18 protein-coding genes and 3 tRNA genes are annotated in these 21,284 nt (G+C 35.7%); 5 read left to right on the top strand and 16 right to left on the bottom strand.

Features of this window, described 5'->3' with window-relative positions; genetic code table 11:
* Positions 1–56: 56 nt before the first annotated feature.
* The 7 genes from HT669_RS00190 to HT669_RS00160 are packed head-to-tail and all read right to left on the bottom strand — an operon-like array spanning position 57 to position 6,462.
* Positions 57–851 (bottom strand): energy-coupling factor transporter transmembrane protein EcfT, encoded by a 795-nt coding sequence (locus HT669_RS00190; RefSeq protein ID WP_050207771.1) that lies wholly within the window; start codon positions 849–851, stop codon positions 57–59.
* Positions 844–1,683 carry an energy-coupling factor transporter ATPase gene (locus tag HT669_RS00185; protein WP_023936271.1) on the bottom strand — a complete coding sequence of 280 codons (840 nt, stop codon included), beginning with the start codon at positions 1,681–1,683 and terminating at the stop codon, positions 844–846. The genes HT669_RS00190 and HT669_RS00185 overlap by 8 nt, the downstream gene beginning before the upstream one ends.
* Positions 1,668–2,495: an energy-coupling factor ABC transporter ATP-binding protein gene (locus HT669_RS00180; protein WP_000835726.1), complete on the bottom strand. Its 828-nt coding sequence runs from the start codon at positions 2,493–2,495 to the stop codon at positions 1,668–1,670. Before HT669_RS00180 ends, HT669_RS00185 begins: the two co-directional genes overlap by 16 nt.
* Positions 2,492–3,037 (bottom strand): CDP-diacylglycerol--glycerol-3-phosphate 3-phosphatidyltransferase, encoded by a 546-nt coding sequence (gene pgsA, locus HT669_RS00175; RefSeq protein ID WP_000712127.1) that lies wholly within the window; start codon positions 3,035–3,037, stop codon positions 2,492–2,494. Before pgsA ends, HT669_RS00180 begins: the two co-directional genes overlap by 4 nt.
* Before the next feature lie 10 nt (positions 3,038–3,047).
* Positions 3,048–3,890 (bottom strand): cytoskeleton protein RodZ, encoded by an 843-nt coding sequence (rodZ, locus tag HT669_RS00170; RefSeq protein ID WP_023936269.1) that lies wholly within the window; start codon positions 3,888–3,890, stop codon positions 3,048–3,050.
* 41 nt (positions 3,891–3,931) lie between these two features.
* Positions 3,932–5,215 carry a pitrilysin family protein gene (locus HT669_RS00165; RefSeq protein ID WP_000170199.1) on the bottom strand — a complete coding sequence of 428 codons (1,284 nt, stop codon included), beginning with the start codon at positions 5,213–5,215 and terminating at the stop codon, positions 3,932–3,934.
* Complete coding sequence (locus HT669_RS00160; protein ID WP_000424266.1) at positions 5,212–6,462, bottom strand: pitrilysin family protein; 1,251 nt, start codon at positions 6,460–6,462, stop codon at positions 5,212–5,214. The genes HT669_RS00165 and HT669_RS00160 overlap by 4 nt, the downstream gene beginning before the upstream one ends.
* 158 nt (positions 6,463–6,620) lie before the next feature.
* On the opposite strand from HT669_RS00160, the gene yaaA reads away from it, so the two are divergent.
* Together yaaA and recF are read left to right on the top strand one after the other, a co-directional pair.
* A complete protein-coding gene (yaaA, locus tag HT669_RS00155) occupies positions 6,621–6,989 on the top strand; it encodes a S4 domain-containing protein YaaA (protein ID WP_000455902.1) in 369 nt (122 codons plus the stop codon).
* 2 nt (positions 6,990–6,991) lie between these two features.
* Positions 6,992–8,089 carry a DNA replication/repair protein RecF gene (recF, locus tag HT669_RS00150; protein ID WP_000266672.1) on the top strand — a complete coding sequence of 366 codons (1,098 nt, stop codon included), beginning with the start codon at positions 6,992–6,994 and terminating at the stop codon, positions 8,087–8,089.
* 49 nt (positions 8,090–8,138) lie between these two features.
* Here recF and guaB read toward each other — a convergent pair whose 3' ends face one another.
* A complete protein-coding gene (gene guaB / locus HT669_RS00145) occupies positions 8,139–9,617 on the bottom strand; it encodes an IMP dehydrogenase (protein WP_000073428.1) in 1,479 nt (492 codons plus the stop codon).
* A gap of 151 nt (positions 9,618–9,768) precedes the next feature.
* The gene (trpS, locus tag HT669_RS00140; RefSeq protein WP_023936262.1) at positions 9,769–10,794 is read right to left on the bottom strand and encodes a tryptophan--tRNA ligase; all 1,026 of its coding nucleotides are present in this window, start codon (positions 10,792–10,794) and stop codon (positions 9,769–9,771) included.
* A gap of 205 nt (positions 10,795–10,999) precedes the next feature.
* Here trpS and HT669_RS00135 point away from each other — a divergent pair, with 205 nt between their 5' ends.
* Both HT669_RS00135 and HT669_RS00130 read left to right on the top strand, forming a co-directional pair.
* On the top strand, positions 11,000–12,622 hold the full coding sequence (locus tag HT669_RS00135; RefSeq protein ID WP_000958774.1) for an ATP-binding cassette domain-containing protein: 1,623 nt from the start codon (positions 11,000–11,002) through the stop codon (positions 12,620–12,622).
* A 59-nt stretch (positions 12,623–12,681) separates the two neighbouring features.
* Positions 12,682–15,225 (top strand): YfhO family protein, encoded by a 2,544-nt coding sequence (locus tag HT669_RS00130; RefSeq protein WP_172933591.1) that lies wholly within the window; start codon positions 12,682–12,684, stop codon positions 15,223–15,225.
* Positions 15,226–15,254: 29 nt separating this feature from the next.
* On the opposite strand, the gene HT669_RS00125 is transcribed toward HT669_RS00130, so the two are convergent.
* Positions 15,255–17,894 carry a YhgE/Pip domain-containing protein gene (locus tag HT669_RS00125; protein ID WP_050207765.1) on the bottom strand — a complete coding sequence of 880 codons (2,640 nt, stop codon included), beginning with the start codon at positions 17,892–17,894 and terminating at the stop codon, positions 15,255–15,257.
* Between the two features lie 127 nt (positions 17,895–18,021).
* Between HT669_RS00125 and HT669_RS00120 the strand changes: the two genes are divergently transcribed.
* Positions 18,022–18,564, top strand: coding sequence for a TetR-like C-terminal domain-containing protein (locus HT669_RS00120; protein WP_001158278.1), 543 nt, complete (start codon positions 18,022–18,024; stop codon positions 18,562–18,564).
* A gap of 40 nt (positions 18,565–18,604) precedes the next feature.
* Here HT669_RS00120 and HT669_RS00115 read toward each other — a convergent pair.
* From HT669_RS00115 to HT669_RS00090, 6 genes are all read right to left on the bottom strand, one after another.
* A tRNA-Asn gene (locus tag HT669_RS00115) sits at positions 18,605–18,678 on the bottom strand.
* A gap of 5 nt (positions 18,679–18,683) precedes the next feature.
* Positions 18,684–18,755: transfer RNA gene (locus tag HT669_RS00110), tRNA-Glu, on the bottom strand.
* Between the two features lie 51 nt (positions 18,756–18,806).
* Complete coding sequence (gene comE / locus HT669_RS00105) at positions 18,807–19,559, bottom strand: competence system response regulator transcription factor ComE (RefSeq protein ID WP_000866065.1); 753 nt, start codon at positions 19,557–19,559, stop codon at positions 18,807–18,809.
* Entirely contained in the window at positions 19,556–20,881 is a 1,326-nt protein-coding gene (gene comD / locus HT669_RS00100; RefSeq protein WP_172933590.1) for a competence system sensor histidine kinase ComD, read from the bottom strand. The genes comE and comD overlap by 4 nt, the downstream gene beginning before the upstream one ends.
* A gap of 20 nt (positions 20,882–20,901) precedes the next feature.
* Positions 20,902–21,027 (bottom strand): competence-stimulating peptide ComC, encoded by a 126-nt coding sequence (comC, locus tag HT669_RS00095; protein ID WP_000799687.1) that lies wholly within the window; start codon positions 21,025–21,027, stop codon positions 20,902–20,904.
* A 164-nt stretch (positions 21,028–21,191) separates the two neighbouring features.
* A tRNA-Arg gene (locus tag HT669_RS00090) sits at positions 21,192–21,265 on the bottom strand.
* Positions 21,266–21,284: the final 19 nt, after the last annotated feature.

The following is a 21,284-nucleotide window of genomic DNA, read 5'->3' as shown; positions in this document are numbered from 1 at the left end:
CCTACCTTTATATCAAGAACTGTTACAGTAACTTTTTTATCAATTCCTGAAAGCTACTAAGATTTTAAGAAAAATAAGCAACAACCAAGTACGATAATAACAAGAATGGTCAGCGTATCCTTTAGAGTCCATTTCAATTGTCGGTATTGACTTCTGCCTTTTCCACCCTGATAACCACGCGCTTCCATAGCGATAGCCAAGGAATCCGCACGTTTTAAACTTGTTGCAAAAAGAGGAATCAAAATGGGAATCATCGCCTTTACTTTTTGAACAATGCTTCCTTCACCAAAATCCACTCCACGCGCTTTCTGCGCATTCATAATCCGCGTCGTATCATCCATTAATGTTGGGACAAAACGTAGACTCATGGACAGCATCAATCCAATTTCATGAACTGGAACTTTCACACGCTTTAAAGGCGCTAACAAAGCTTCGACAGCTGATGCTAAACTTAAGGGCATGGTCGTTAAGGTTAACAAAGTTGAAAAGAAAATAATCAATACAAAACGACAAAAAATAATTCCAGCTTGTTGCAAAGAATAATCCGTGATTCTCACAAACGAAAACTCAAATAAAACATTCCCATTAGAAATGAAAAATAGTTGAAAAATAGTTGTGAAGGCAATCAAGAAAAACATAGACTTCAAGCCCTGAATAAAAAATGAAAGAGATACTCCTGACAAGGCAATAAATATCCCTGTCGCTATAAAAAGAATCAGATTCGTCAAGGGGTTATTAGCCCAAAACACAATCAAAATCAGTAGCATCATAGCAAGCAATTTGCTACGTGGATCCAATCGGTGAACAATCGAATCCCCTGGGATATAACGCCCTAAAATCATACTATCCATTTAGCGACTCCTTGAACTCCTCTATCTTAATCGGTAATCGTTTAAATGACACGCCTCTATCAGCCAATCGTTTACAAAAGGCCGTAATTTTAGGTACTCCCAACTGCACTTCTTCCATAAAGACAACATCTTGAAAGACATCACTTGGCTTACCACCCTTAACTAGACGTCCCTTTTCCATCACATAGACTTGATTCGCATGTTCAGCAACATCATCCATCAAATGTGTTACCAAGACGATGGTCATCCCTGATTGGTGGAGTTTTCTGAACAGGGTCATCAACTCTTTTCTCCCTAGAGGATCTAGACCAGCTGTTGGCTCATCTAAGACTAATATAGCTGGTTCCATGGCAAGTATGCCTGCAATGGCGACACGTCTCATTTGTCCACCAGACAACTCAAACGGACTACGATTAAAAAGTGATTCATCAATTCCAACCAAAGCCAGTTTCTCACGCGCAATCTGCTCCGCATCTTCCTCAGAAACTCCAAAATTTTGCGGTCCAAAAGCAACGTCTTTCAAAACCGTTTCTTCAAAAATCTGATTTTCAGCAAACTGAAATACCAAGCCAACCTGTTTTCTAATTTGACGAATATCTTTATTTTTAGAAGTCGAGGTGATTAAGGTATCAAAAACCCTCACACTCCCTTGACTTGGCACCAATAAACCATTTAAGAGTTGTAAAATAGTTGATTTACCACTACCTGTGTGCCCAATTAAAGCCGTATAAGAACCATCTTCAATCGTCAAAGAAACATCCGACAAAGCTGTTGAAGCTAAGGGAGTCCCTTCTTGATATGTAAAACTCACATTTTCTAGAGCAATTCCCATAATTTATCCTCTAGCTCACTTTCTGTCAAATAATTTTCAGGTAAATCATAGCCATTCTGGCTCAAAGAATATTTTACTTGATTGGCAAAAGGATCGTCTAATCCAATTTGATCTAAATCATTTCGAGAGAAAAGTTCTCTTGGGCTACTAGTTGATTCAATTTCCCCTTTTTTCATGACCAATACGCGGTCACTCATGGCAACTTCTTCCAAATCATGGGTAATAGAAATGACCGTCATATCATAGTCTTTCCGAATTCCCTGTACTGTCTCAATCAGTTCTCTACGCCCCTCAGGGTCCAACATACTCGTTGCTTCATCTAAGATTAAAATAGCTGGTCTTAGGGCTACAACACCTGCAATGGCCACACGTTGTTTTTGGCCACCTGATAGACGCGCCGGCTCTCTCTTTTTAAAGTCCAACATGCCAACCAAATCTAGAGCTTCCTCCACTCTCTTTTTCATTTCTTGACGAGAAAGACCCTGATTTTCCAAACCAAAGGCTACATCATCTTCAACAGTCGCTCCAACAAATTGATTGTCTGGATTTTGAAAAACCATACCGATTTGACGACGTATTTTCCAAACATTTTCCTCAGTCAACCGTTGACCATCTATTACAATCTCTCCAGATTCTGCTTCCAGTAAGCCATCAATTAATCGAACCGTCGTTGATTTACCACTACCATTATGCCCTACAATCGAAAGCCATTCTCCACGTTTCACGTGAAACGTAATATCCTTCACATCATAGTATTCTTGACTTTCCTTATAACGAAAAGAAAGATTTTTTACATCAATTATTGATTTCATTTCGAACCAAATGTCCCTTTAAATACATAGGCACTACCCTTGAAATAATCATAGCCAGAGTAGATAGTGAAAAACAAGGCCACATAAAGTAGAACTTGACCAAGCAAAGTCCAATGTAATAGCAAGAAAATAATGGCAAACATCTGACTAAAAGTTTTAATTTTTCCAGGCATTGCTGCTGCTAAAACTGTTCCACCAGTTTCAACCAATAAAAGCCTTAAACCTGTCACAGCCAACTCACGACAGATGATCACTGCAACAATCCAAGCTGGAGCCATACCTAACTCAATCAGCATAATAAAAGCCGACATAACTAGTAACTTATCCGCCATAGGATCTGCAAATTTACCAAAATTACTGACCACATTCCATTTACGAGCTAAATATCCATCTAAATAATCTGTAATACTAGCAATAGCAAAGATAATAGCTGCCACTATATGACTCTCTATCGAATTTCCTATCGTTAAAATAAAGATAAAAATAGGTATAAAGAGAATTCGACCTATTGTTAAAAGATTGGGAATTTGTTCTTTTTTCATTCGTTTTTCCTTAATTTTTAGTAAAGGTTACAGTGATTTGTCCAGTCTGAGCTGTTAATTTCGATAAATCAACAGTCTGATTATCTACTGTCAAAGCAACACCTTTTACAACACCTAAGGTAATTGTTACAGGACTTTTAGTTGCAACTGTTGCTTCTGCACTTTTCTTCTCTGGCGATAAGGTTACACCGCCCTCAAGTTCGCTTTCTGAAACGCTGACCCAACTTGTAACATCTGAAACTGCCAATTGCAATTTAACTGTTTCCTTACTTGTCTTATAAGCGATTTCTACATGATTTCCTTCACCTGATACACTTATAGCTGATTCTATACTAGAAGAACTGCTAGATGAACTACTACTTGAGGAGTGGGGAACAGAGCTAGTTGAACTTATTGAACTTGTTGATTGAACCACACTGTAATTAGAAAGAGAAGGCCCCTCTGGTTGAGTTTGAATATAGTTCCAAACATAATAGGTCACAAAAATTAAAATAGATAAGGCAAAAAGGATAAAATAAAATAAAGGTAAAAAGGATGGTTTTTTCTTATTTTTCTTACTTGAACGTCTGCGCCCTGTCAACTCGTCTTCATCAACATCTACTTCCTCATAAGTAATCATACTCCCAGAATCATAAGCATCCAAGACAATTTGGTCATCTAACTCAACAGCCCATGCATATTTTCTCAAGAAAGAACGCGTGTAAAAAGGACTTGGAAGTTGATCGAAATCGTCTGCTTCCATTGCTTCCAACATATCTAACTGGATTTCTGTCTTTTTCTGCAATTCATCTAAACTCAATCCCTGATTGATTCTAGCTAATCGTAAAACCTCACCAATTGTTTTTTTTCTCATACTTGTCATCCCTTCTTTCTAGTGTCTATTATGATAGGTTACTACGATGGGAATATTGTGAAATCAACTATATCCCCTTCATCTATTAAGTGATGCCCTGCTTCAAGGACATCCTCTAAAGTAATTTCCTGTAAAATTTTCGGCAAATCAAAAATTGTCTCACCATGTTCAAAAGCATCATATTGCGTTGCAAGCAATTCAAGAGAGTTCATGCTACTGAAAAATTCTCCAAACATCTCTCTTTTGATAATATCTAAATGATCCTCTGTAATATCTAAATCCTTTGTAAAATTACGAATGGCCTTCCTAAATTGATGGGATAAAGCAACTGGCTCTTTCGTATCCATTGTCAACATAACAAAATGAAAACGACTTGTTACTTCAATTTCAAGAGATAAGGAAGCATCTATTTTACCTGATTCATAACATTTTTGAAAACGATCCGAAGTCCAACCAAACATCATTGCAAACAATAATTTTAATAAAATATGATGTCGATAGCAATCCGCCTCAGCAACTTCTCGCTTACCTCTAACTCCAATCGCTAGTTTGGGAGAAGATACTTCCATTCTCATACTGTCTGTTTGCTTTACAGCCTGTAAAAGAAACTTTTCTCTTGCTAGTTCCTGAACATCTAAATCTTTCAGTTTTTTTCTTTCAAAATAGTCCTGTACTTTCTCTACATCAAAATCACCAACTAAAAACAGAGACATGTTTACAGGTTTGTAAAATCTTGCAAAATTTTCTTGCAAATTAGTTAGATTTATTTGGGAAATGGACTCCTCACTTCCAACTATATCCGTCGCTAAAGGTGTACCTGGATACAAATTCGCTAAGGTTGAAAAGAATAAACACGAATCTGGATCATCTTGATACATTTCTCGTTCTTGCTGAATAATATCCTGCTCTCTTAAAATGGAATCTTCAGTAAAATGTGCTGATGTTACCAATTCATCAAGTAAATCTAAATTTTCTAAAAAATGATCCGTTGCTGAAAAAAGATAGCTTGTTTTTGTAAAGCTTGTAAAGGCATTACTATCTGCACCTAGACTCGTAAAAGCAGACATCAAATCGCTAGAATCTTCTCTCTCAAATAATTTATGTTCAAGAAAATGAGCAATTCCCGCAGGATATTCTTTTACATCTCCGTCAACTTCTGTGACAAGCGTATCTACCGAACCAAACTGTACAGTGACACTCCCGTAAACCTCTTTAAATTCCTTTTTAGGCAAAAGAACAACTGTTAATCCATTTGACAAACGAGTTCGATAAATCATTTCTTTTACAGCTGGATAGTATTTTTCTTCAAAAACAACCTTTGTCATTCTATTCCTTCCATAAAGTAAATCGCCTGTAGTTTCACATTATTAGCTGCTCTACAAATAGCATCTTTGTCAACTTGCTCGAGTTTTGCAATCCAACCTTTAAAGTCTGCTGAAGATTTTCCAAGTAAGGCATTTTGATAAGCACGTTCAATCAATGAACCTTGATTATCTTGAGAAAGCAACAAAGACCGACGAATCATTTCCTTGGTCTGCTCTAGCTCAAGCTCTGTAAAATAACCTTTTTTTAAATCAAGTAATTGATTATTCATCATTTTTCGAGCCTGATTCCTATTTTCTCGATTGATACCAGCATACATTCTCAAGAATCCACTAAATAAATCAAGCTGACTTGAAATGGTATAAGCTAATCCAGCATTTTCACGGACATTTGTAAAGAGCTTAGAATGAGCAAATCCACCAAGTAAACCATTCATTACAATCATGGGTAAATGTTGCTCATCGCCATATTCAGCAGAGCAATAATATCCCAACTCTAAAATAGACTGTCCCACATTTTTCCGAACCATACCTTCCTGAAGGATATTGGAATAAGGTTGACAATACTGAACCTTCATATCTCCTTTTCGAGCTTTAAAGCCAAATGATTCTAATACATTTTGAATTTCAACCTCATTAAAATCACCTAGGAAAAAGAAATCTATTCGATCATTGGCCAAAAATTCTTGGAAACAAGAATAAGAACTTTGTGGAGTTTCAGCTAAAATACGATTTCGTAAATCACTATATTCCAATTGAAGACGTTCATCATGAAAAAACAATTTATCCAATTCTTTATGTGCAAAATAAAAAGAATCATCCATATCAGCTGCTAAACTTGCTAGCAATTGTTTTTTCTCAATTTCAAATAAGGCCGGATCAAACCCATTATCAACTACTACGGGTGAAAAAAGAGTTTCTTTTACAAGTTCCAAAATCTGAGAAGTTAGCACGTTTTTCCTACTTAAAAACTCATCACGAACATAGGTAAATGTCAATTCTATAATGTGGCTTTGCCCTCTTCTGAAACAATTGGTTGACATATCTGTACCGTATAGACTGGCCAAGTGTCTCCTCAAATCTTGAGAAGTGGGGTACATCTGATTAGCAGTCTCTAGCATACTTGCACTCAACATGTGACCTGCAATCGTATCAAGGGATAATGGAGCGGTAAAACGCACGGTAATTTTGTTTGTTTTAAACTTTTTTGATTGGATAAAATGTGTTGAAATTCCATGCACTAACTCCATGATTTACCTCCTTATATACAGACTTCTATTATATCACGAAAACCTGAAATTTTCTTGTTCCCTGTAACACTTTTGAAATAAAAATCGCTTACATTTCTAGCTGTCTCTCTCACTATTTTTAGGAAAATATGGTATAATACCAAAGATTGAGGTGAATTATGGAATACAAATTATTTGAAGAATTTATTACCCTCCAAGCACTACTCAAAGAACTTGGAATTACACATAGCGGAGGAGCTATTAAATCATTTCTCTCTGAACATTCTGTTTACTTTAATAGGGAATTAGAGAGTCGTCGTGGAAAAAAACTTCGTATTGGCGATAAAGTTGACATCCCTGACATGAACATTGACATCTTGTTGACACAACCTACTTCTGAAGAACAAGATGAATACCAAGCTGATAAAGTTGAAAAAGAACGGATCGCTAAACTTGTCAAAAAGATGAATAAGGGAGTTAAAAAAGACAAATCGAAACCTGCTTCATCACCAAAAAGCAAACAAGCTCCACGATTCCCTGGTAGATAATCATGTGGCTACAACACCTATCTCTCAAAACTTTTCGTAACTACAAAGAGACGAAAATAGACTTTAATCCTAAATTAAATGTCTTTTTAGGACGTAATGCACAAGGTAAAACAAATATGTTAGAGGCTATCTATTTTTTAGCCTTAACACGTAGCCATCGAACTCGAACAGATAAAAATCTCATTCATTTTGATGAGGAACAACTTCATCTTTCAGGTCTCGTTCAGAAAAAAACGGGATCTATTCCTCTCGAAATTGAACTAACACAAAAAGGACGTGTTACAAAAGTTAATCACTTAAAACAGGCACGACTTTCAGACTATGTAGGACACATGAATGTTGTCTTATTTGCTCCTGAAGATTTACAACTAATTAAAGGGGCACCTTCAGTTCGACGAAAATTCATTGATATGGAGCTTGGGCAAATTAAGCCAATCTATTTATCAGATTTAACCAATTATAACCACATCCTAAAACAAAGAAACACTTACCTAAAATCAGCTCAAAAAATAGATGAAACCTTCCTTTCAGTCTTAGATGATCAGCTAGTTGATTATGGATGTCGTGTAATGAATCACCGCTTAGATTTCATAAAAAAACTAGAGCATTTTGGTCGTAAGAAACATTTTGAACTTTCTAATCAGATTGAAGAACTGTCACTATCCTATCAATCTTCTGTAAAGATAACTGACAAAGAAGACTTATCAGAATCTTTCAAAATTGCTTTAGAAAAAAGTAGATCCAGAGATTTATTTAAAAAGAATACTGGTGTCGGTCCTCATCGAGATGACATTTCTTTTTATATAAATGGGATGGATGCTAGTTTCGGAAGTCAAGGGCAACATCGTAGTCTCGTCCTTTCTATAAAATTAGCAGAAATCGAATTAATGGAAAGTATTACTACAGAATCTCCGATATTATTGCTTGACGATGTGATGAGTGAACTTGACAACACTAGACAACTAAAATTATTAGAAACGATTTCTCATTCAATCCAAACCTTTATCACAACAACAAGCTTAGACCATCTTCAAAATCTGCCAGAAAATCTAAGTATTTTCACTATTCAAGATGGTAAAGTTGTTGTAAATAAAACTTAACAGCATTGTAAAAGAACTCCTGTTTTCGCAGGAGTTCTTTTCATTTCTTTTACATAGAATAATTTGGTGCCTCATTCGTAATTTGTACATCGTGAGGGTGGCTTTCTTTCAAACCAGCACCAGACATTTCAATAAATTGAGCATTATCGTGTAGTTCTTTAAGGTTAGCTGCACCACAGTAACCCATACCAGAGCGAATACCACCAATCATTTGGAAGACAATATCAGCTGCCGCACCTTTATAAGCAACACGACCTTCAATTCCTTCTGGAACAAGTTTGTTTGCTTCATTAACAGAACCTTGGAAGTAACGATCGCTTGAACCTTTCTTCATAGCAGCAATTGATCCCATACCACGGTAAGTCTTGAACTTACGTCCTTGGAAGATTTCAGTTTCACCTGGTGCTTCATCAGTTCCAGCAAACATTGATCCAAGCATAACAGCATTTCCACCAGCCGCAAGTGCTTTTACAATATCTCCAGAATACTTGATTCCACCGTCAGCAATGATAGTCTTACCATATTCACGCGCAACAGCTGCAGCATCGTAGATAGCTGTTACTTGCGGAACACCAACACCTGCAATCACACGAGTAGTACAGATAGAACCTGGACCAATCCCAACCTTGACAACGTCTACACCTGCTTCATAAAGAGCACGTGCACCTTCAGCAGTAGCAATATTTCCAGCAATTAAAGTACGATCTGGAAAATGAGCACGAATCTCAGCAATTTTACGCAAGACACCTGCAGAATGACCATGTGCAGTATCAATAACAATCGCATCCGCTCCTGCCTCAAAAAGAGCCTCTGCACGTTCAAATGTATCTGAAGTAACACCTACTGCACCTGCAACTAGAAGACGACCAAACTCATCTTTAGCCGCATTTGGAAACTCAATAACTTTTTCAATATCTTTGATAGTGATCAAACCAGAAAGACTGCCTTCTTCATCGACCAACGGAAGTTTTTCAATACGATGCTCTTGAAGAATACTCTCAGCCGTTGCAAGATCCGTACCCACAGGAGCAGTAACAAGATTTTCACTAGTCATATGGTTTGAAATTGGTTGATTATAATCTGAAATAAAACGAAGATCTCGGTTTGTCAAAATACCAACCAATTTACGATTTTCAAGTGTTTCAACAACTGGAACACCACTGATGCGGTAACGACCCATAAGCTCATCTGCTTCAGCAATTGTATGTTCAGGCGTCAAGAAGAACGGATCAATAATAACTCCATTTTCAGAACGTTTTACCTTACGAACCTCGTCTGCTTGTTGAGCAATTGACATGTTTTTATGGATAACTCCGAGACCGCCTGCACGAGCAATAGCAATGGCCATTTGACTCTCTGTAACTGTGTCCATGGCAGCGGTAATAATTGGGATATTTAAAGTCAAATTATCTGCCAATTTAGTTGTTAAATCTGCATCGTTAGGCAACACATGACTTTCAGCTGGAATAAGCAATACATCATCAAAGGTAAAACCTTTTTTCAAAAATTTAGTGTCCCAATTAGACATTCGAAGTTTCCTCTTTTCTTTCTTTTTGAGCTTGACTCTTTTTATATTGTATCTATCATACCATTCTATAAAAATTTGTCAAATGTTACAGGGGTAAATAAAAAACTATCTTTTCTTTGAGATAGAAATGATAGTTTCTTGTAAAATAAACCTAGTTAAAGTAATGAAGTCCCATTGCTCCTTTAACCTCAGATAAGGTCTGACCTGCAACTTCACGTGCTCTTTCACTACCTTTTTGAAGCATATTATAAACTTCTCCCATATCCTTAGTAAATTCAATACGGCGCTCACGAATAGAACCCAGTTCACGTTCTAATATTTCAAGTAGATAACGCTTGGTCTTCACATCACCAAGACCACCTCGTTGATAATGTTCTTTCATGTCAGCAATTTCTTGAGCATCTTCTGGACGACCAAAAACATCTAGATAATGGAAAACCATATTTCCCTCAATCTTACCTGGATCTTCCACTCGAATATGATCTGGATCTGTATACATACTCATTACTTTTTTACGTAAAGTATCCGCATCATCAGCTAAATAAATACCGTTATTGAGTGATTTAGACATTTTAGCATTCCCATCCAAACCAGGCAAACGCCCTGCTCTTTCATTTTCTGGGTAAATACCTTCCGGTTCTACCAAGACATCACAGTTATATGCATTGTTAAAAGAACGAACAATTTCACGAGTTTGCTCAATCATTGGTTTCTGATCTGTCCCAACAGGAACATAATTAGCCTTGAAAGCTGTGATGTCAGCTGCTTGAGCTATTGGATAGACCAAGAATCCTGTCGGAATGCTTTCTCCAAATCCTTTCTGAGCAATTTCTGTCTTGACAGTTGGATTACGCTCCAGACGTGCTAATGAAACCAGATTCATATAATACATAGACAACTCAGCCAGCTCTGGAATCTGGCTTTGAATAAAGATAGTTGATTTACTTGGATCCAATCCAACTGCAAGATAATCCAAAGCCACATTTCCGATAGACTCTACAATGGTTTGAGGATCTTTGGCATGATCTGTCAAGGCTTGTTGGTCAGCCAAGAACACAAACATATCATACTTATCCTCTTCCTGTAATAATACTCGATTTTTGAGACTTCCAACATAATGTCCAATATGCAATTTTCCTGTTGGACGGTCTCCTGTTAAAATAATGGGTTTAGTCATTTTGTTCTCCTTCGATATAGTCCCTTCAATTATAGCATTTTTTTAATGAAATAACCGCAATTTATCAAAATAAATCAACCTTACTATTCACGGATTTGTGTAAAGTATGCTGTAAAATTAATTTACACAAAATTGACAGATAAAAATTTGAATATTTCCGTATTTTCTAGTAGAATAAATATATTACACATATAGGAGAAAAACATTGCTTACAGTATCTGATGTTTCACTACGTTTTAGTGATCGCAAACTTTTTGATGATGTCAATATCAAATTTACAGAAGGAAATACTTACGGATTAATCGGTGCTAATGGTGCCGGAAAATCAACCTTTTTAAAAATTTTAGCCGGAGATATCGAACCTACTACTGGTCACATCTCTCTTGGTCCAGATGAACGTCTCTCTGTTCTTCGTCAAAATCACTTTGACTATGAAGATGAACGTGCCATTGATGTTGTTATCATGGGAAATGAAAAACTTTATAGCATCATGAAAGAGAAAGATGCTATCTACATGAAGGAAGATTTCTCAGACGAGGACGGGGTTCGTGCTGCCGAACTCGAAGGAGAGTTTGCTGAGCTTGGAGGCTGGGAAGCAGAAAGCGAAGCCTCTCAACTCCTTCAAAACCTAAACATTCCAGAAGAATTACACTACCAAAACATGAGCGAATTGGCCAACGGTGAGAAAGTAAAGGTTCTCCTTGCCAAAGCACTTTTTGGTAAACCAGATGTTCTTCTCTTGGACGAGCCTACCAACGGTTTAGACATCCAATCAATTACATGGTTAGAAGACTTCTTGATTGACTTTGATAACACAGTTATCGTAGTATCCCACGACCGTCACTTCTTAAACAAAGTATGTACTCACATGGCCGACCTTGACTTTGGAAAAATCAAACTCTATGTCGGAAACTACGACTTCTGGAAGGAATCTTCTGAACTCGCTGCTAAATTGCTAGCAGACCGTAATGCTAAAGCAGAAGAAAAAATTAAACAATTGCAAGAATTCGTTGCTCGTTTCTCTGCTAATGCTTCTAAATCAAGACAAGCAACATCACGTAAGAAAATGCTTGATAAGATTGAACTAGAAGAGATTGTACCATCTAGTCGTAAATATCCATTTATTAACTTTAAAGCGGAGCGTGAAATAGGTAATGATCTCCTGACAGTAGAAAATCTAACTGTAAAGATTGATGGTGAGACTATTTTAGATAATATCAGTTTTATCTTGCGTCCAGGTGATAAGACAGCGCTTATTGGTCAAAATGACATCCAAACGACTGCATTAATTCGTGCAATCATGGGGGACATTGACTATGAAGGAACTGTCAAGTGGGGAGTAACTACTAGCCGTTCTTACTTGCCAAAAGATAACTCGGCAGATTTTGCAGGAGGAGAGTCAATCCTTGACTGGTTGCGTCAATTCGCAAGTAAAGAAGAAGATGACAATACTTTCCTACGTGGCTTCCTCGGCCGTATGCTCTTCTCTGGAGATGAGGTTAACAAACCTGTAAATGTCTTGTCAGGGGGAGAAAAAGTTCGTGTCATGCTTTCAAAACTCATGCTTTTAAAATCAAATGTCCTTGTACTTGATGATCCAACAAATCACTTGGACTTGGAATCTATCTCAAGCTTGAATGATGGATTGAAAAACTTTAAAGAATCAATCATCTTTGCCAGCCATGACCACGAGTTTATTCAAACTCTAGCTAACCATATCATTGTCTTGTCTAAAAATGGCGTCATTGACCGTATCGATGAAACCTATGATGAATTCCTAGAAAATGCAGAAGTACAAGCAAAAGTTAAAGAACTTTGGAAAGACTAAAAAAATTCAAAACTCAGTTGGGTTAACCAGCTGAGTTTTCTAACATTTTATGAGGTAACATGAAATTATTTTTTAAAACATATTGGATCTATTTTGTTTCTTTCATCATTCCTGTAGTAATTATGATAGGAGTATATCTATCTCAAGGTATCTACTGGAATAGCGACAAATCTCCTCTATTAGGAGATGGCTTTCATCAATACGTTATTTTTGATATAGCTCTAAGAAATATCCTACATGGAAATAGTAGTCTGTTTTACACCTTTACAAGTGGTCTAGGGCTAAACTTCTATGCTCTATCTAGTTATTACTTGGGTAGTTTTCTTTCACCTCTGGTTTACTTTTTTGATCTAACGAATATGCCAGATGCTGTCTATCTGACCACTCTCTTAAAATTTGGATTGATTGGTCTGTCAACCTTTTTTAGTTTGAATAAATTGTTTCAATCTATCCCTCAGACTTTAAAACTAGCCTTATCTACTTCCTATACTCTGATGAGTTTCACTGTCAGTCAATTAGAGATAAAAACCTGGCTAGATGTTTTTATCTTGATTCCTTTAATTATAACTGGTTTACATCTACTGATAACTGAAAAGAAACTCCTATTGTACTTTACAAGTCTGTCAATCTTATTTATTCAAAATTATTATTTTGGATATATGACAGTATTGTTTCTTATTTTCTGGTATCTCTGTCAAATTTCGTGGGACTTTAAGACTCGAAAATCATCTGTTCTTGATTTCATAGTTATCTCCTTTTTAGCTGGTATGGCTAGTTTGATTATGACTCTTCCCACTCTGTTTGATTTACAGACACATGGGGAAAAATTGACTGAAGTTACAAAGTTTCAAACTGAAAGTAGCTGGTATCTTGATCTCTTTGCTAAGCAATTCATTGGTTCCTTTGACACAACAAAGTATGGGGCCATCCCAATGATTTTTGTTGGACTACTTCCCTTTATTTTGACCATTTTATTTTTTACGCTGAAATCTATTAAGTTTCACGTGAAACTCATATATGTAATATTCTTTGCATTTCTAATTGCAAGCTTTTACATAGAAGCTCTTGACTTATTTTGGCAAGGTATGCATACTCCAAATATGTTTTTACATCGCTATTCTTGGATTTTCTCTACCTTGTTAATTTACACAGCAGCGGAAGTCTTAAATCGTCTGAAAGAAATTAAAATCTGGAATTTTTTAGTTTCGCTTTTTCTTATAGTAACAGGATTTTTAGCTACCATCTATCTAAAATCACATTATTCTTTTTTAACAGATTTGAATATTCTACTGACTCTTGAATTTTTAGTTGTCTATTCTCTTTTACTCCTTGCAGTTATCAAAAAGTTTATCTCTGTAAATCTATTTGCCATTCTAATCTCTTTATTTATAATGGTTGAAATAAGTTTAAATGCTTCATCTCAAATAGACGGAATTGCTAAAGAATGGGGATTTGCTTCTCGAAGTGCATATAATCGAGATATCCCAGCTATGAAATCTTTCTCAACATATATTGGAAATCAATTTACTCGTACTGAAAAACTAGAGACTCAAACAGGAAATGACAGTATGAAATTCAACTACAATGGAATATCTCAATTTTCATCTGTTCGAAATCGTTCAGCAAGCTCTACTTTGGATAAACTTGGGTTTAAATCCTCTGGGACTAATCTCAATCTACGCTATGCAAATAATAGTATTTTGGCTGATAGTTTATTTGGTATCCAGTACAATATCTCAGACAGTCCTAGTGATAAGTATGGTTTTAAAGATATCTATCAAAAAGATAATCTTACCCTATATGAAAATCAATTCTCTCTTCCGATTGCCTTTGCTAGTCAATCTGTTTACAATGATATCAAGTTCAATGAACATACTTTAGATAATCAAGCCTCGTTTTTAAATCAACTTGCTAACGTCGATTTTGATTATTTTTCTACAATCCCTTATGACAAAACAGAAAATACTAATGATTTGATTATTGTCACAAGTTCTTCAAATGAGGATGCAGCAATCCAGTATCAAATTGAAGTGCCAGAAAACAGCCAAGTTTATCTTTCTTTCACAAACCTTCACTTTTCTAATGATAAACAAAAAAAGGTTGACATCCTTGTAAATGGAGAAAAGAAAACTTTTACAACTGATAATATCTTCTCCTTCTTTAATCTAGGCTATACAAAAGAGAAAAAAACTTTCAATATCAATGTTAGTTTCCCTGGAAATTCACAAGTATCATTTGAATCTCCTACCTTCTACCGTTTAGATACCAAAACATTCACCGAGGCAATTCAAAAAATTAAAGAACAACCTGTCACAGTATCAACTTCTAAAAACAAGGTCTTTGCTACATATGATGTTAAACAAGATACGTCCATTTTCTTCACCATTCCTTATGACAAAGGTTGGTCTGCCTACCAAGATGGTAAGAAAATAGAAATTAAACAAGCTCAAACTGGATTTATGAAAGTTGAGGTTCCCAAGGGGAAAGGAACTATTACACTCTCCTTCATTCCCAATGGTTTTATTACTGGAGCAATTTGTTCCTTTACTTCTCTCTTACTATTTGGAACCTATAATCACAGACGAAAGTCATCTAAGGCATAAAAAATCGACCAATTAATCGGTCGATTTTTTTAATCTTCTTCCATTTTCTTAGGTTGATAGGCTAGCATACCTAAACCAGTAAATAGAGCTAGTATGGCATCTAGGAAAATGACTTGCTGATGAATATTTCCTGTCATAGAGATTGTTTGTCGTAATCCCGAAACTGAATAACTCATTGGTAACCAAGGACTAATAGTTCTAAAGAAATCATTTGTCAAGGCAAGTGGATAAGTACCGGCACTTGATGCTAACTGTAATAAAAGCAAAATAAGTGAGAAGAAAGCTCCTATACGGCTATTCCATGTTGTTAATGCGGTCACCATGGACATGAATACTAAACTTGTTAGGATAATGAGAATAAATGTTCTCATCTCATGATTAGCCGTTAGACCAATAAGATGAACTCCTCCATATACCAAAATTCCTGCCAAAACAGCTATAATACCATTTATTTCAGCCCGAGATTTCAACCAAGCCCAACGGCTCTCTGGATGACGTCCTGAAGGCAGCTTCGCAAAGATCATATTCGTTGATATTGCTGCAACAAAGAGAGCAACTGATATCATATAAGGAGCCATTGCAATTCCATTTACAGGAACTTGGTCATTGTCTGTTTTGGAAAGATTGAGTGGATTTGACAAAATATCTGCATTTTGAGATTCCGTAGATGCTGATTTGAGTTGATCACTAGCATTACTTAGTCCTTGTCCTAAAGAAGCAACTCCTGTCTGTAAACCTTCCAATCCAGAAGTTAACTTTGTTCCACCTTCTGCTAATTTCCCAGCTCCATCTGCCAATTTATTAGCTCCACTTTCTAATTGAGAAGCACCTGAAAGTAACTGACTGGATTTGTCAGCTAGTCGGCTAGATCCTGACTGCAATTTATCAACTCCTGCTATCAATTCTTGACTCTTTTGATTCAATTGGTTAGAGCCAGTTGATAATTTTTCAATACCAGATACTAATTCTGGAGTTTTTTCAACTAATTGACTAACTCCTGCTGTCAAGCTAGAAGATTTTTGTGTCAAGGTGTTTGAGCCTGAAACTAGTTGATCCAAACTACCTGTCAAGGTGGCATTTTTTTCACTTAGTTTACTTGCTCCCTGAGAAACTTTATCAACACCTGTAGTATATGCGTTTACACCTGATGCAATCGACTGACTATCAGGAACTAATTTGCTAGTAACAGCTCCTTGTATCTCTGTTAATCCACTTGACAATCTTGTCAAAGAAGTAGAAGCAATAGGTAATACTTGATTAGCTTGATTTTTTAAAGTCGCAAGATTAGAAGATTGATTTTGTAAGTTTTCTAAACTTCCCTGTAAACCTTTAACTACAGCTACAATTGACTGTGCTGATTGAATACTATCAGTCGAATTTTGAGATACAGAAGCACTTATTTCAGCTTGTTGCTCACTTGTCAAAGATTGATAAGCTGCTGTCGATTGAATATTGGCTAATGTAGTCGCTTTAGCAGACTGAGCACTTGCTAACATTTGATTAGAAAGAGATACTATACTTGATAAAACAGAATCTAATTGTTTTGTATCTCCAACATCAATATTTTGAATGGCTTGATTTAACTGATTCAGACCAGAAGATAATTGATTAATTTGATCTTTTTTCCCAGACGAAGCATCTAACTTGCTAGAAAGTTGTTGAATCCCTTCACTTAATTGCTCCACCCCTATTCGAAGTGTAGCTGATTGATTAGATAACTGATTAGCACCTGTTGCAAGACTTCCCACTCCATTGGTGTAGGCACTAACACCAGATGAAAATTGATTAAGACCAGCATTAAGCTGAGAAACACCGCCAGTATAGGATTCTACACCAGAATATAACTGATTGATTCCTCCTACTAATTCAGGACTTTTAGAAGATAATTGACCTAATCCGCTATCTAATTGACTCACTGCACCAGTATATGTAACTAAACCACTATTAAAATTCCCTAAGCCAAGATGAAGTTGTTCAACACCAGAGACATAAGAGGATAATCCTTTAGTAAACTGCTCCGTTCCATTTGAAAATGTTAAACTTGAAGCTGCTAAAGAGTGTAGGTTAGTAGTTAATGTTTGACTTCCTGCCACTAACTGATTCGCTACATCAGTTAGTTTTTCACTTCCAGAATCTGCTTGGCTCATACCATCCTTTAAATAGACCATTTTGTTGAATAAAGCTTTAGTATAGGTCTCGGTTACATTGGTAGAAACACTCTGCTTTAATTGTGTCATAGCAGAATCGCTCATCTTGCTGGCAATAAAACTATGACCACTTGAAGTCTGATAATCGATTTGCATTTGCTCTGGATAATCCATTAAAATAGAAGCTGCTTTTTCAGATAAATCACTTGGTAAAGTCACTACCATATAGTAATCGCCATTTTCTAAACCCTTCTTACCTTCTTCATCTACAAAATGAAAATCCAAGGTTTTATTTTCTTTTAAATTGGACACCATGTCTTTTCCTATAGACATGCTATTACCATTATAGGAAGCCTCTTTATCATTATTGACAACTGCCACAGGTAAGTCAGACAATTGCCCATATGGATCCCACATTGATGACAAAAATATGATATTGTACAGAGCTGGAATAAGAGAAATCCCTATCATGACAATAATAAAGGTTGGTTTTTTAAAAATTGCTTTCCATTCTTTAAACATAGTTTCTCCTTTTTTAAACATATTGTCTAAAATTTTGATATAATAGATTATACAATAAAAAATCTAAATTACAATATAAAAAATCCATTTTTAGACATATAGTCTAATTTGTTTACAAGGAGGAAATATGCAAGAAAGTAACAAACGCTTAAAAACAAAGCGAACTATTGAAAATGCTATGGTACAATTACTAATGGAACAGCCATTTGATCAAATTTCTACTGTCAAGTTAGCAGAAAAATCCAGAATTAGCCGTTCCAGCTTCTATACGCACTATAAGGATAAGTATGATATGATTGAGCACTATCAAAGCAAGCTATTTCATACATTTGAATATATTTTTCAAAAACATGCTCATCACAAAAGAGACGCTATTTTAGAAGTTTTTGAATATCTAGAGTCAGAACCACTTCTGGCTGCCCTTCTTTCTGAAAATGGGACTAAAGAAATCCAAAATTTCTTACGAAATAAACTTCATATCATGCTCAGTACAGATTTACAAAAGCGATTTATGCAACTGAATCTAAATACCACTGAATTAGAATATAGTAGCATCTATCTAACTCATGCACTTTTTGGTGTCTGCCAAACTTGGATTGCACATGGAAAAAAAGAAAGTTCTCAAGAAATAACAAACTTCCTTATGAAAATGCTTGGTGATACAAATTGATACAAAAAGAGGAACACAGCTGTGTTCCCTTTTATCTATACTCCGCCAGTAGGACTCGAACCTACGACATCATGATTAACAGTCATGCGCTACTACCAACTGAGCTATGGCGGATAAAATAGTCCGTACGGGATTCGAACCCGTGTTACCGCCGTGAAAAGGCGGTGTCTTAACCCCTTGACCAACGGACCTTCTATCTGTAGCAGATATAACCATTATATCAATTTCTTGCTAATTGTCAATCACTTCTGAGATTTTTTCTCTAAAATATCTTTTAATTTTCTAATTTTTAATCTTGAAATAGGACAACGATGATCTTCATAGAAAACAATTTCTAGATTTTTTCGATCAATCTCTCTAATATTGCCTATATTTACCAAAAATGACTTATGAGGAGAATAAAATCGCTGAGTATGTTTGTCCTTTTCCTGAATATCTGTCATAGTACCGTAAAACTCTTTGGCAAAATTCTTACCAATAATACGTAATTTATGAGAGACTCCTGTCGTTTCAATATACAAAATATCATGGTAAGGGATTTTTAAATCATTTCCCTTGTAATTGTAGTCAAAATAATCCACCACATCTTCATTTTCAAGTAACATACTCTTCGTGTAAAAGATATTTTGCTCAATTCTCTTCTTAAACATCTCATCGTTGATATCCTTATCAACAAAATCTAGGGCTGATACCTGGTATTTATAGGTTAGAGTCGCAAACTCTGATCGACTGGTGATAAAGACGATAATAGCGTAAGGATTGTAATGACGAATGAGCTGAGCCACTTCAAATCCCTTTTTCTCAATTCCATGAATATCAATATCTAGGAAATAAAGCTGATTTACTTCATCGTTTTCAATGTATTCTTCAAATTCACGGACTTTTCCCGTTGTCTTGTATGATATTGGAATATTCGATTCTTTCGAAATTTCATCCAATATTCTCTCTAGTCTCACTTGATGTTCAATAACATCTTCTAAAATTAAAACTTTCATTCAAATTCCCTCTTACATCTAATGATTTGTCTAAATGTACTGCCTTCCATCTCTGTTTCTAAAATAATATTGTTGTACATATCTAGTAGTTCCTTCACATTATTTAATCCGACTCCGCGATTTCTTCCCTTAGTGGAGAATCCTAAGGCAAATAGATTTCCTGAAGGAGTCATCGTCATTTTACATGAATTCTGAATCACAATCACTGTTTCAGTTTCCATCTTAATAACTGCTACTTCCATCTGCTTTTTATAACTATCAGCCGATCCTTCGACAGCATTGTTCAATAAAACACTCATAATACGAACCAAATCCAATAGTTCAATTGGGAGCTTGGTAATCGTATCTTTTACTTCCAGTGTAAACTCTACACCATTATTTCGAGCATAGACAATGGACTGAGCAACCAAACTTCGTAAAGCTGAATCTTCTATGTTGTTCAAATCAAAGTAAGTGTACTTATCTGAACGCAGTTTGTGATTAGCTTTGACCAAAACTTCATTGTAAACTCTGTCAATTTCTTGTAAATCACCACTGTCAATTGCCATCTGCATGCTGACAAGCATTCCAGCATAGTCATGTCGAAAACCACGGATTTCATTATACAGTCCGACAATTTCGTCTGTATAGTTTTGTAAATGTTTCTGTTCAAATTTCTTCTGCTTCAAAGCAATCTCTTTTTCCATTTGTTCTTTATGCGAATTCATTGCAAAGAAGGTCAAAAGTAACGAGATAAAAACAATAGATGACAAAATACTTCCAAAACTATTCAAATGTTTAACCGTACTTACCATATCTGAAACGAAAGATACAATATGGAGCAGTAGTAAGGCAAAAAATACTTTTTTCAAGAAAGGATAGAGGTAGTCTTTGTCAAAATAGGCTAGTTCCAAATGGAAATAATGAATGATTTTTAAGACAACAAAATAGGTCAACACCGTTACAACGAAAAAGAATGGGGCATGATATTGTGAAACAAAATTGTCTCCTGTTATAGAAGAGAAAGTTACGGACAGAAAGTTATGAGTGCTCTCATATAAAAGAGATAGTAGTAAACTTAGGAATAGTCCTCTATCCCTCTCATACTGTTTAATCCATCGAAAATAGGAATATAGGCCCAAAGGAAATAAAAATCTTTCAATCACTATTTCATCTAAATATAGAAGATAAAAGGAAAGTTCAAGTACTGCTTCTACTAGTAATGTATAGAGACCAAAAAAATATAGTTCCTTTGATTTTATTTGACCTTTACAAATTAAACGGTAACTGTGACTAATAATTAAAAAATGACCAATAACTGTCCCAAATCCAAATAAATTCATTACTCTTTCCCCTTATTTTATTACTTTTTTCTTGGGAAAATAAAATCACGGAGGATTTTTGGAAGTCTCATTTCCCCACCTTTAATCTTTTGCAAGTCTTTTTCCTTCAAGGCTACAAACTGTTCCAATTTAACTGTGTTTTTCATAATAAAATCTCCTAAAATGTTTTTTCTTGTAAGCTAACTTACAAAAACCATTATACAAAATGGAATTTCGTTTTAGATAAAATTCTCTCAACTGTCATTTTTTTCTCCCAAAGTGTACTTTTTTAAGAAAAAAGCCGGGAAAATTCCCAGCTTTGCTATTATATTGATCCCAGCAGGATTCGAACCTGCGACCGTTCGCTTAGAAGGCGAATGCTCTATCCAGCTGAGCTATGAGACCTAACACAATTATTCTACCA

Source organism: Streptococcus sp. 2100, assembly GCF_013276335.1.
In the GTDB taxonomy this organism is placed as follows: Bacteria; Bacillota; Bacilli; order Lactobacillales; family Streptococcaceae; genus Streptococcus; species Streptococcus pseudopneumoniae.
The sequence above is the reverse complement of the archived record's forward strand: the minus strand, read 5'-3'. Positions and strand labels throughout refer to the sequence as shown.

Excerpts from the sequence above, each read along its gene's own strand:
- HT669_RS00190 (WP_050207771.1), bottom strand. The coding sequence starts at position 851 with ATGGATAGTATGATTTTAGGGCGTTATATCCCAGGGGATTCGATTGTT.
- HT669_RS00185 (WP_023936271.1), bottom strand. The coding sequence starts at position 1,683 with ATGGGAATTGCTCTAGAAAATGTGAGTTTTACATATCAAGAAGGGACT.
- HT669_RS00180 (WP_000835726.1), bottom strand. The coding sequence starts at position 2,495 with ATGAAATCAATAATTGATGTAAAAAATCTTTCTTTTCGTTATAAGGAA.
- pgsA (WP_000712127.1), bottom strand. The coding sequence starts at position 3,037 with ATGAAAAAAGAACAAATTCCCAATCTTTTAACAATAGGTCGAATTCTC.
- rodZ (WP_023936269.1), bottom strand. The coding sequence starts at position 3,890 with ATGAGAAAAAAAACAATTGGTGAGGTTTTACGATTAGCTAGAATCAAT.
- HT669_RS00165 (WP_000170199.1), bottom strand. The coding sequence starts at position 5,215 with ATGACAAAGGTTGTTTTTGAAGAAAAATACTATCCAGCTGTAAAAGAA.
- HT669_RS00160 (WP_000424266.1), bottom strand. The coding sequence starts at position 6,462 with ATGGAGTTAGTGCATGGAATTTCAACACATTTTATCCAATCAAAAAAG.
- yaaA (WP_000455902.1), top strand. The coding sequence starts at position 6,621 with ATGGAATACAAATTATTTGAAGAATTTATTACCCTCCAAGCACTACTC.
- recF (WP_000266672.1), top strand. The coding sequence starts at position 6,992 with ATGTGGCTACAACACCTATCTCTCAAAACTTTTCGTAACTACAAAGAG.
- guaB (WP_000073428.1), bottom strand. The coding sequence starts at position 9,617 with ATGTCTAATTGGGACACTAAATTTTTGAAAAAAGGTTTTACCTTTGAT.
- trpS (WP_023936262.1), bottom strand. The coding sequence starts at position 10,794 with ATGACTAAACCCATTATTTTAACAGGAGACCGTCCAACAGGAAAATTG.
- HT669_RS00130 (WP_172933591.1), top strand. The coding sequence starts at position 12,682 with ATGAAATTATTTTTTAAAACATATTGGATCTATTTTGTTTCTTTCATC.
- HT669_RS00125 (WP_050207765.1), bottom strand. The coding sequence starts at position 17,894 with ATGTTTAAAGAATGGAAAGCAATTTTTAAAAAACCAACCTTTATTATT.
- HT669_RS00120 (WP_001158278.1), top strand. The coding sequence starts at position 18,022 with ATGCAAGAAAGTAACAAACGCTTAAAAACAAAGCGAACTATTGAAAAT.
- comE (WP_000866065.1), bottom strand. The coding sequence starts at position 19,559 with ATGAAAGTTTTAATTTTAGAAGATGTTATTGAACATCAAGTGAGACTA.
- comD (WP_172933590.1), bottom strand. The coding sequence starts at position 20,881 with ATGAATTTATTTGGATTTGGGACAGTTATTGGTCATTTTTTAATTATT.
- comC (WP_000799687.1), bottom strand. The coding sequence starts at position 21,027 with ATGAAAAACACAGTTAAATTGGAACAGTTTGTAGCCTTGAAGGAAAAA.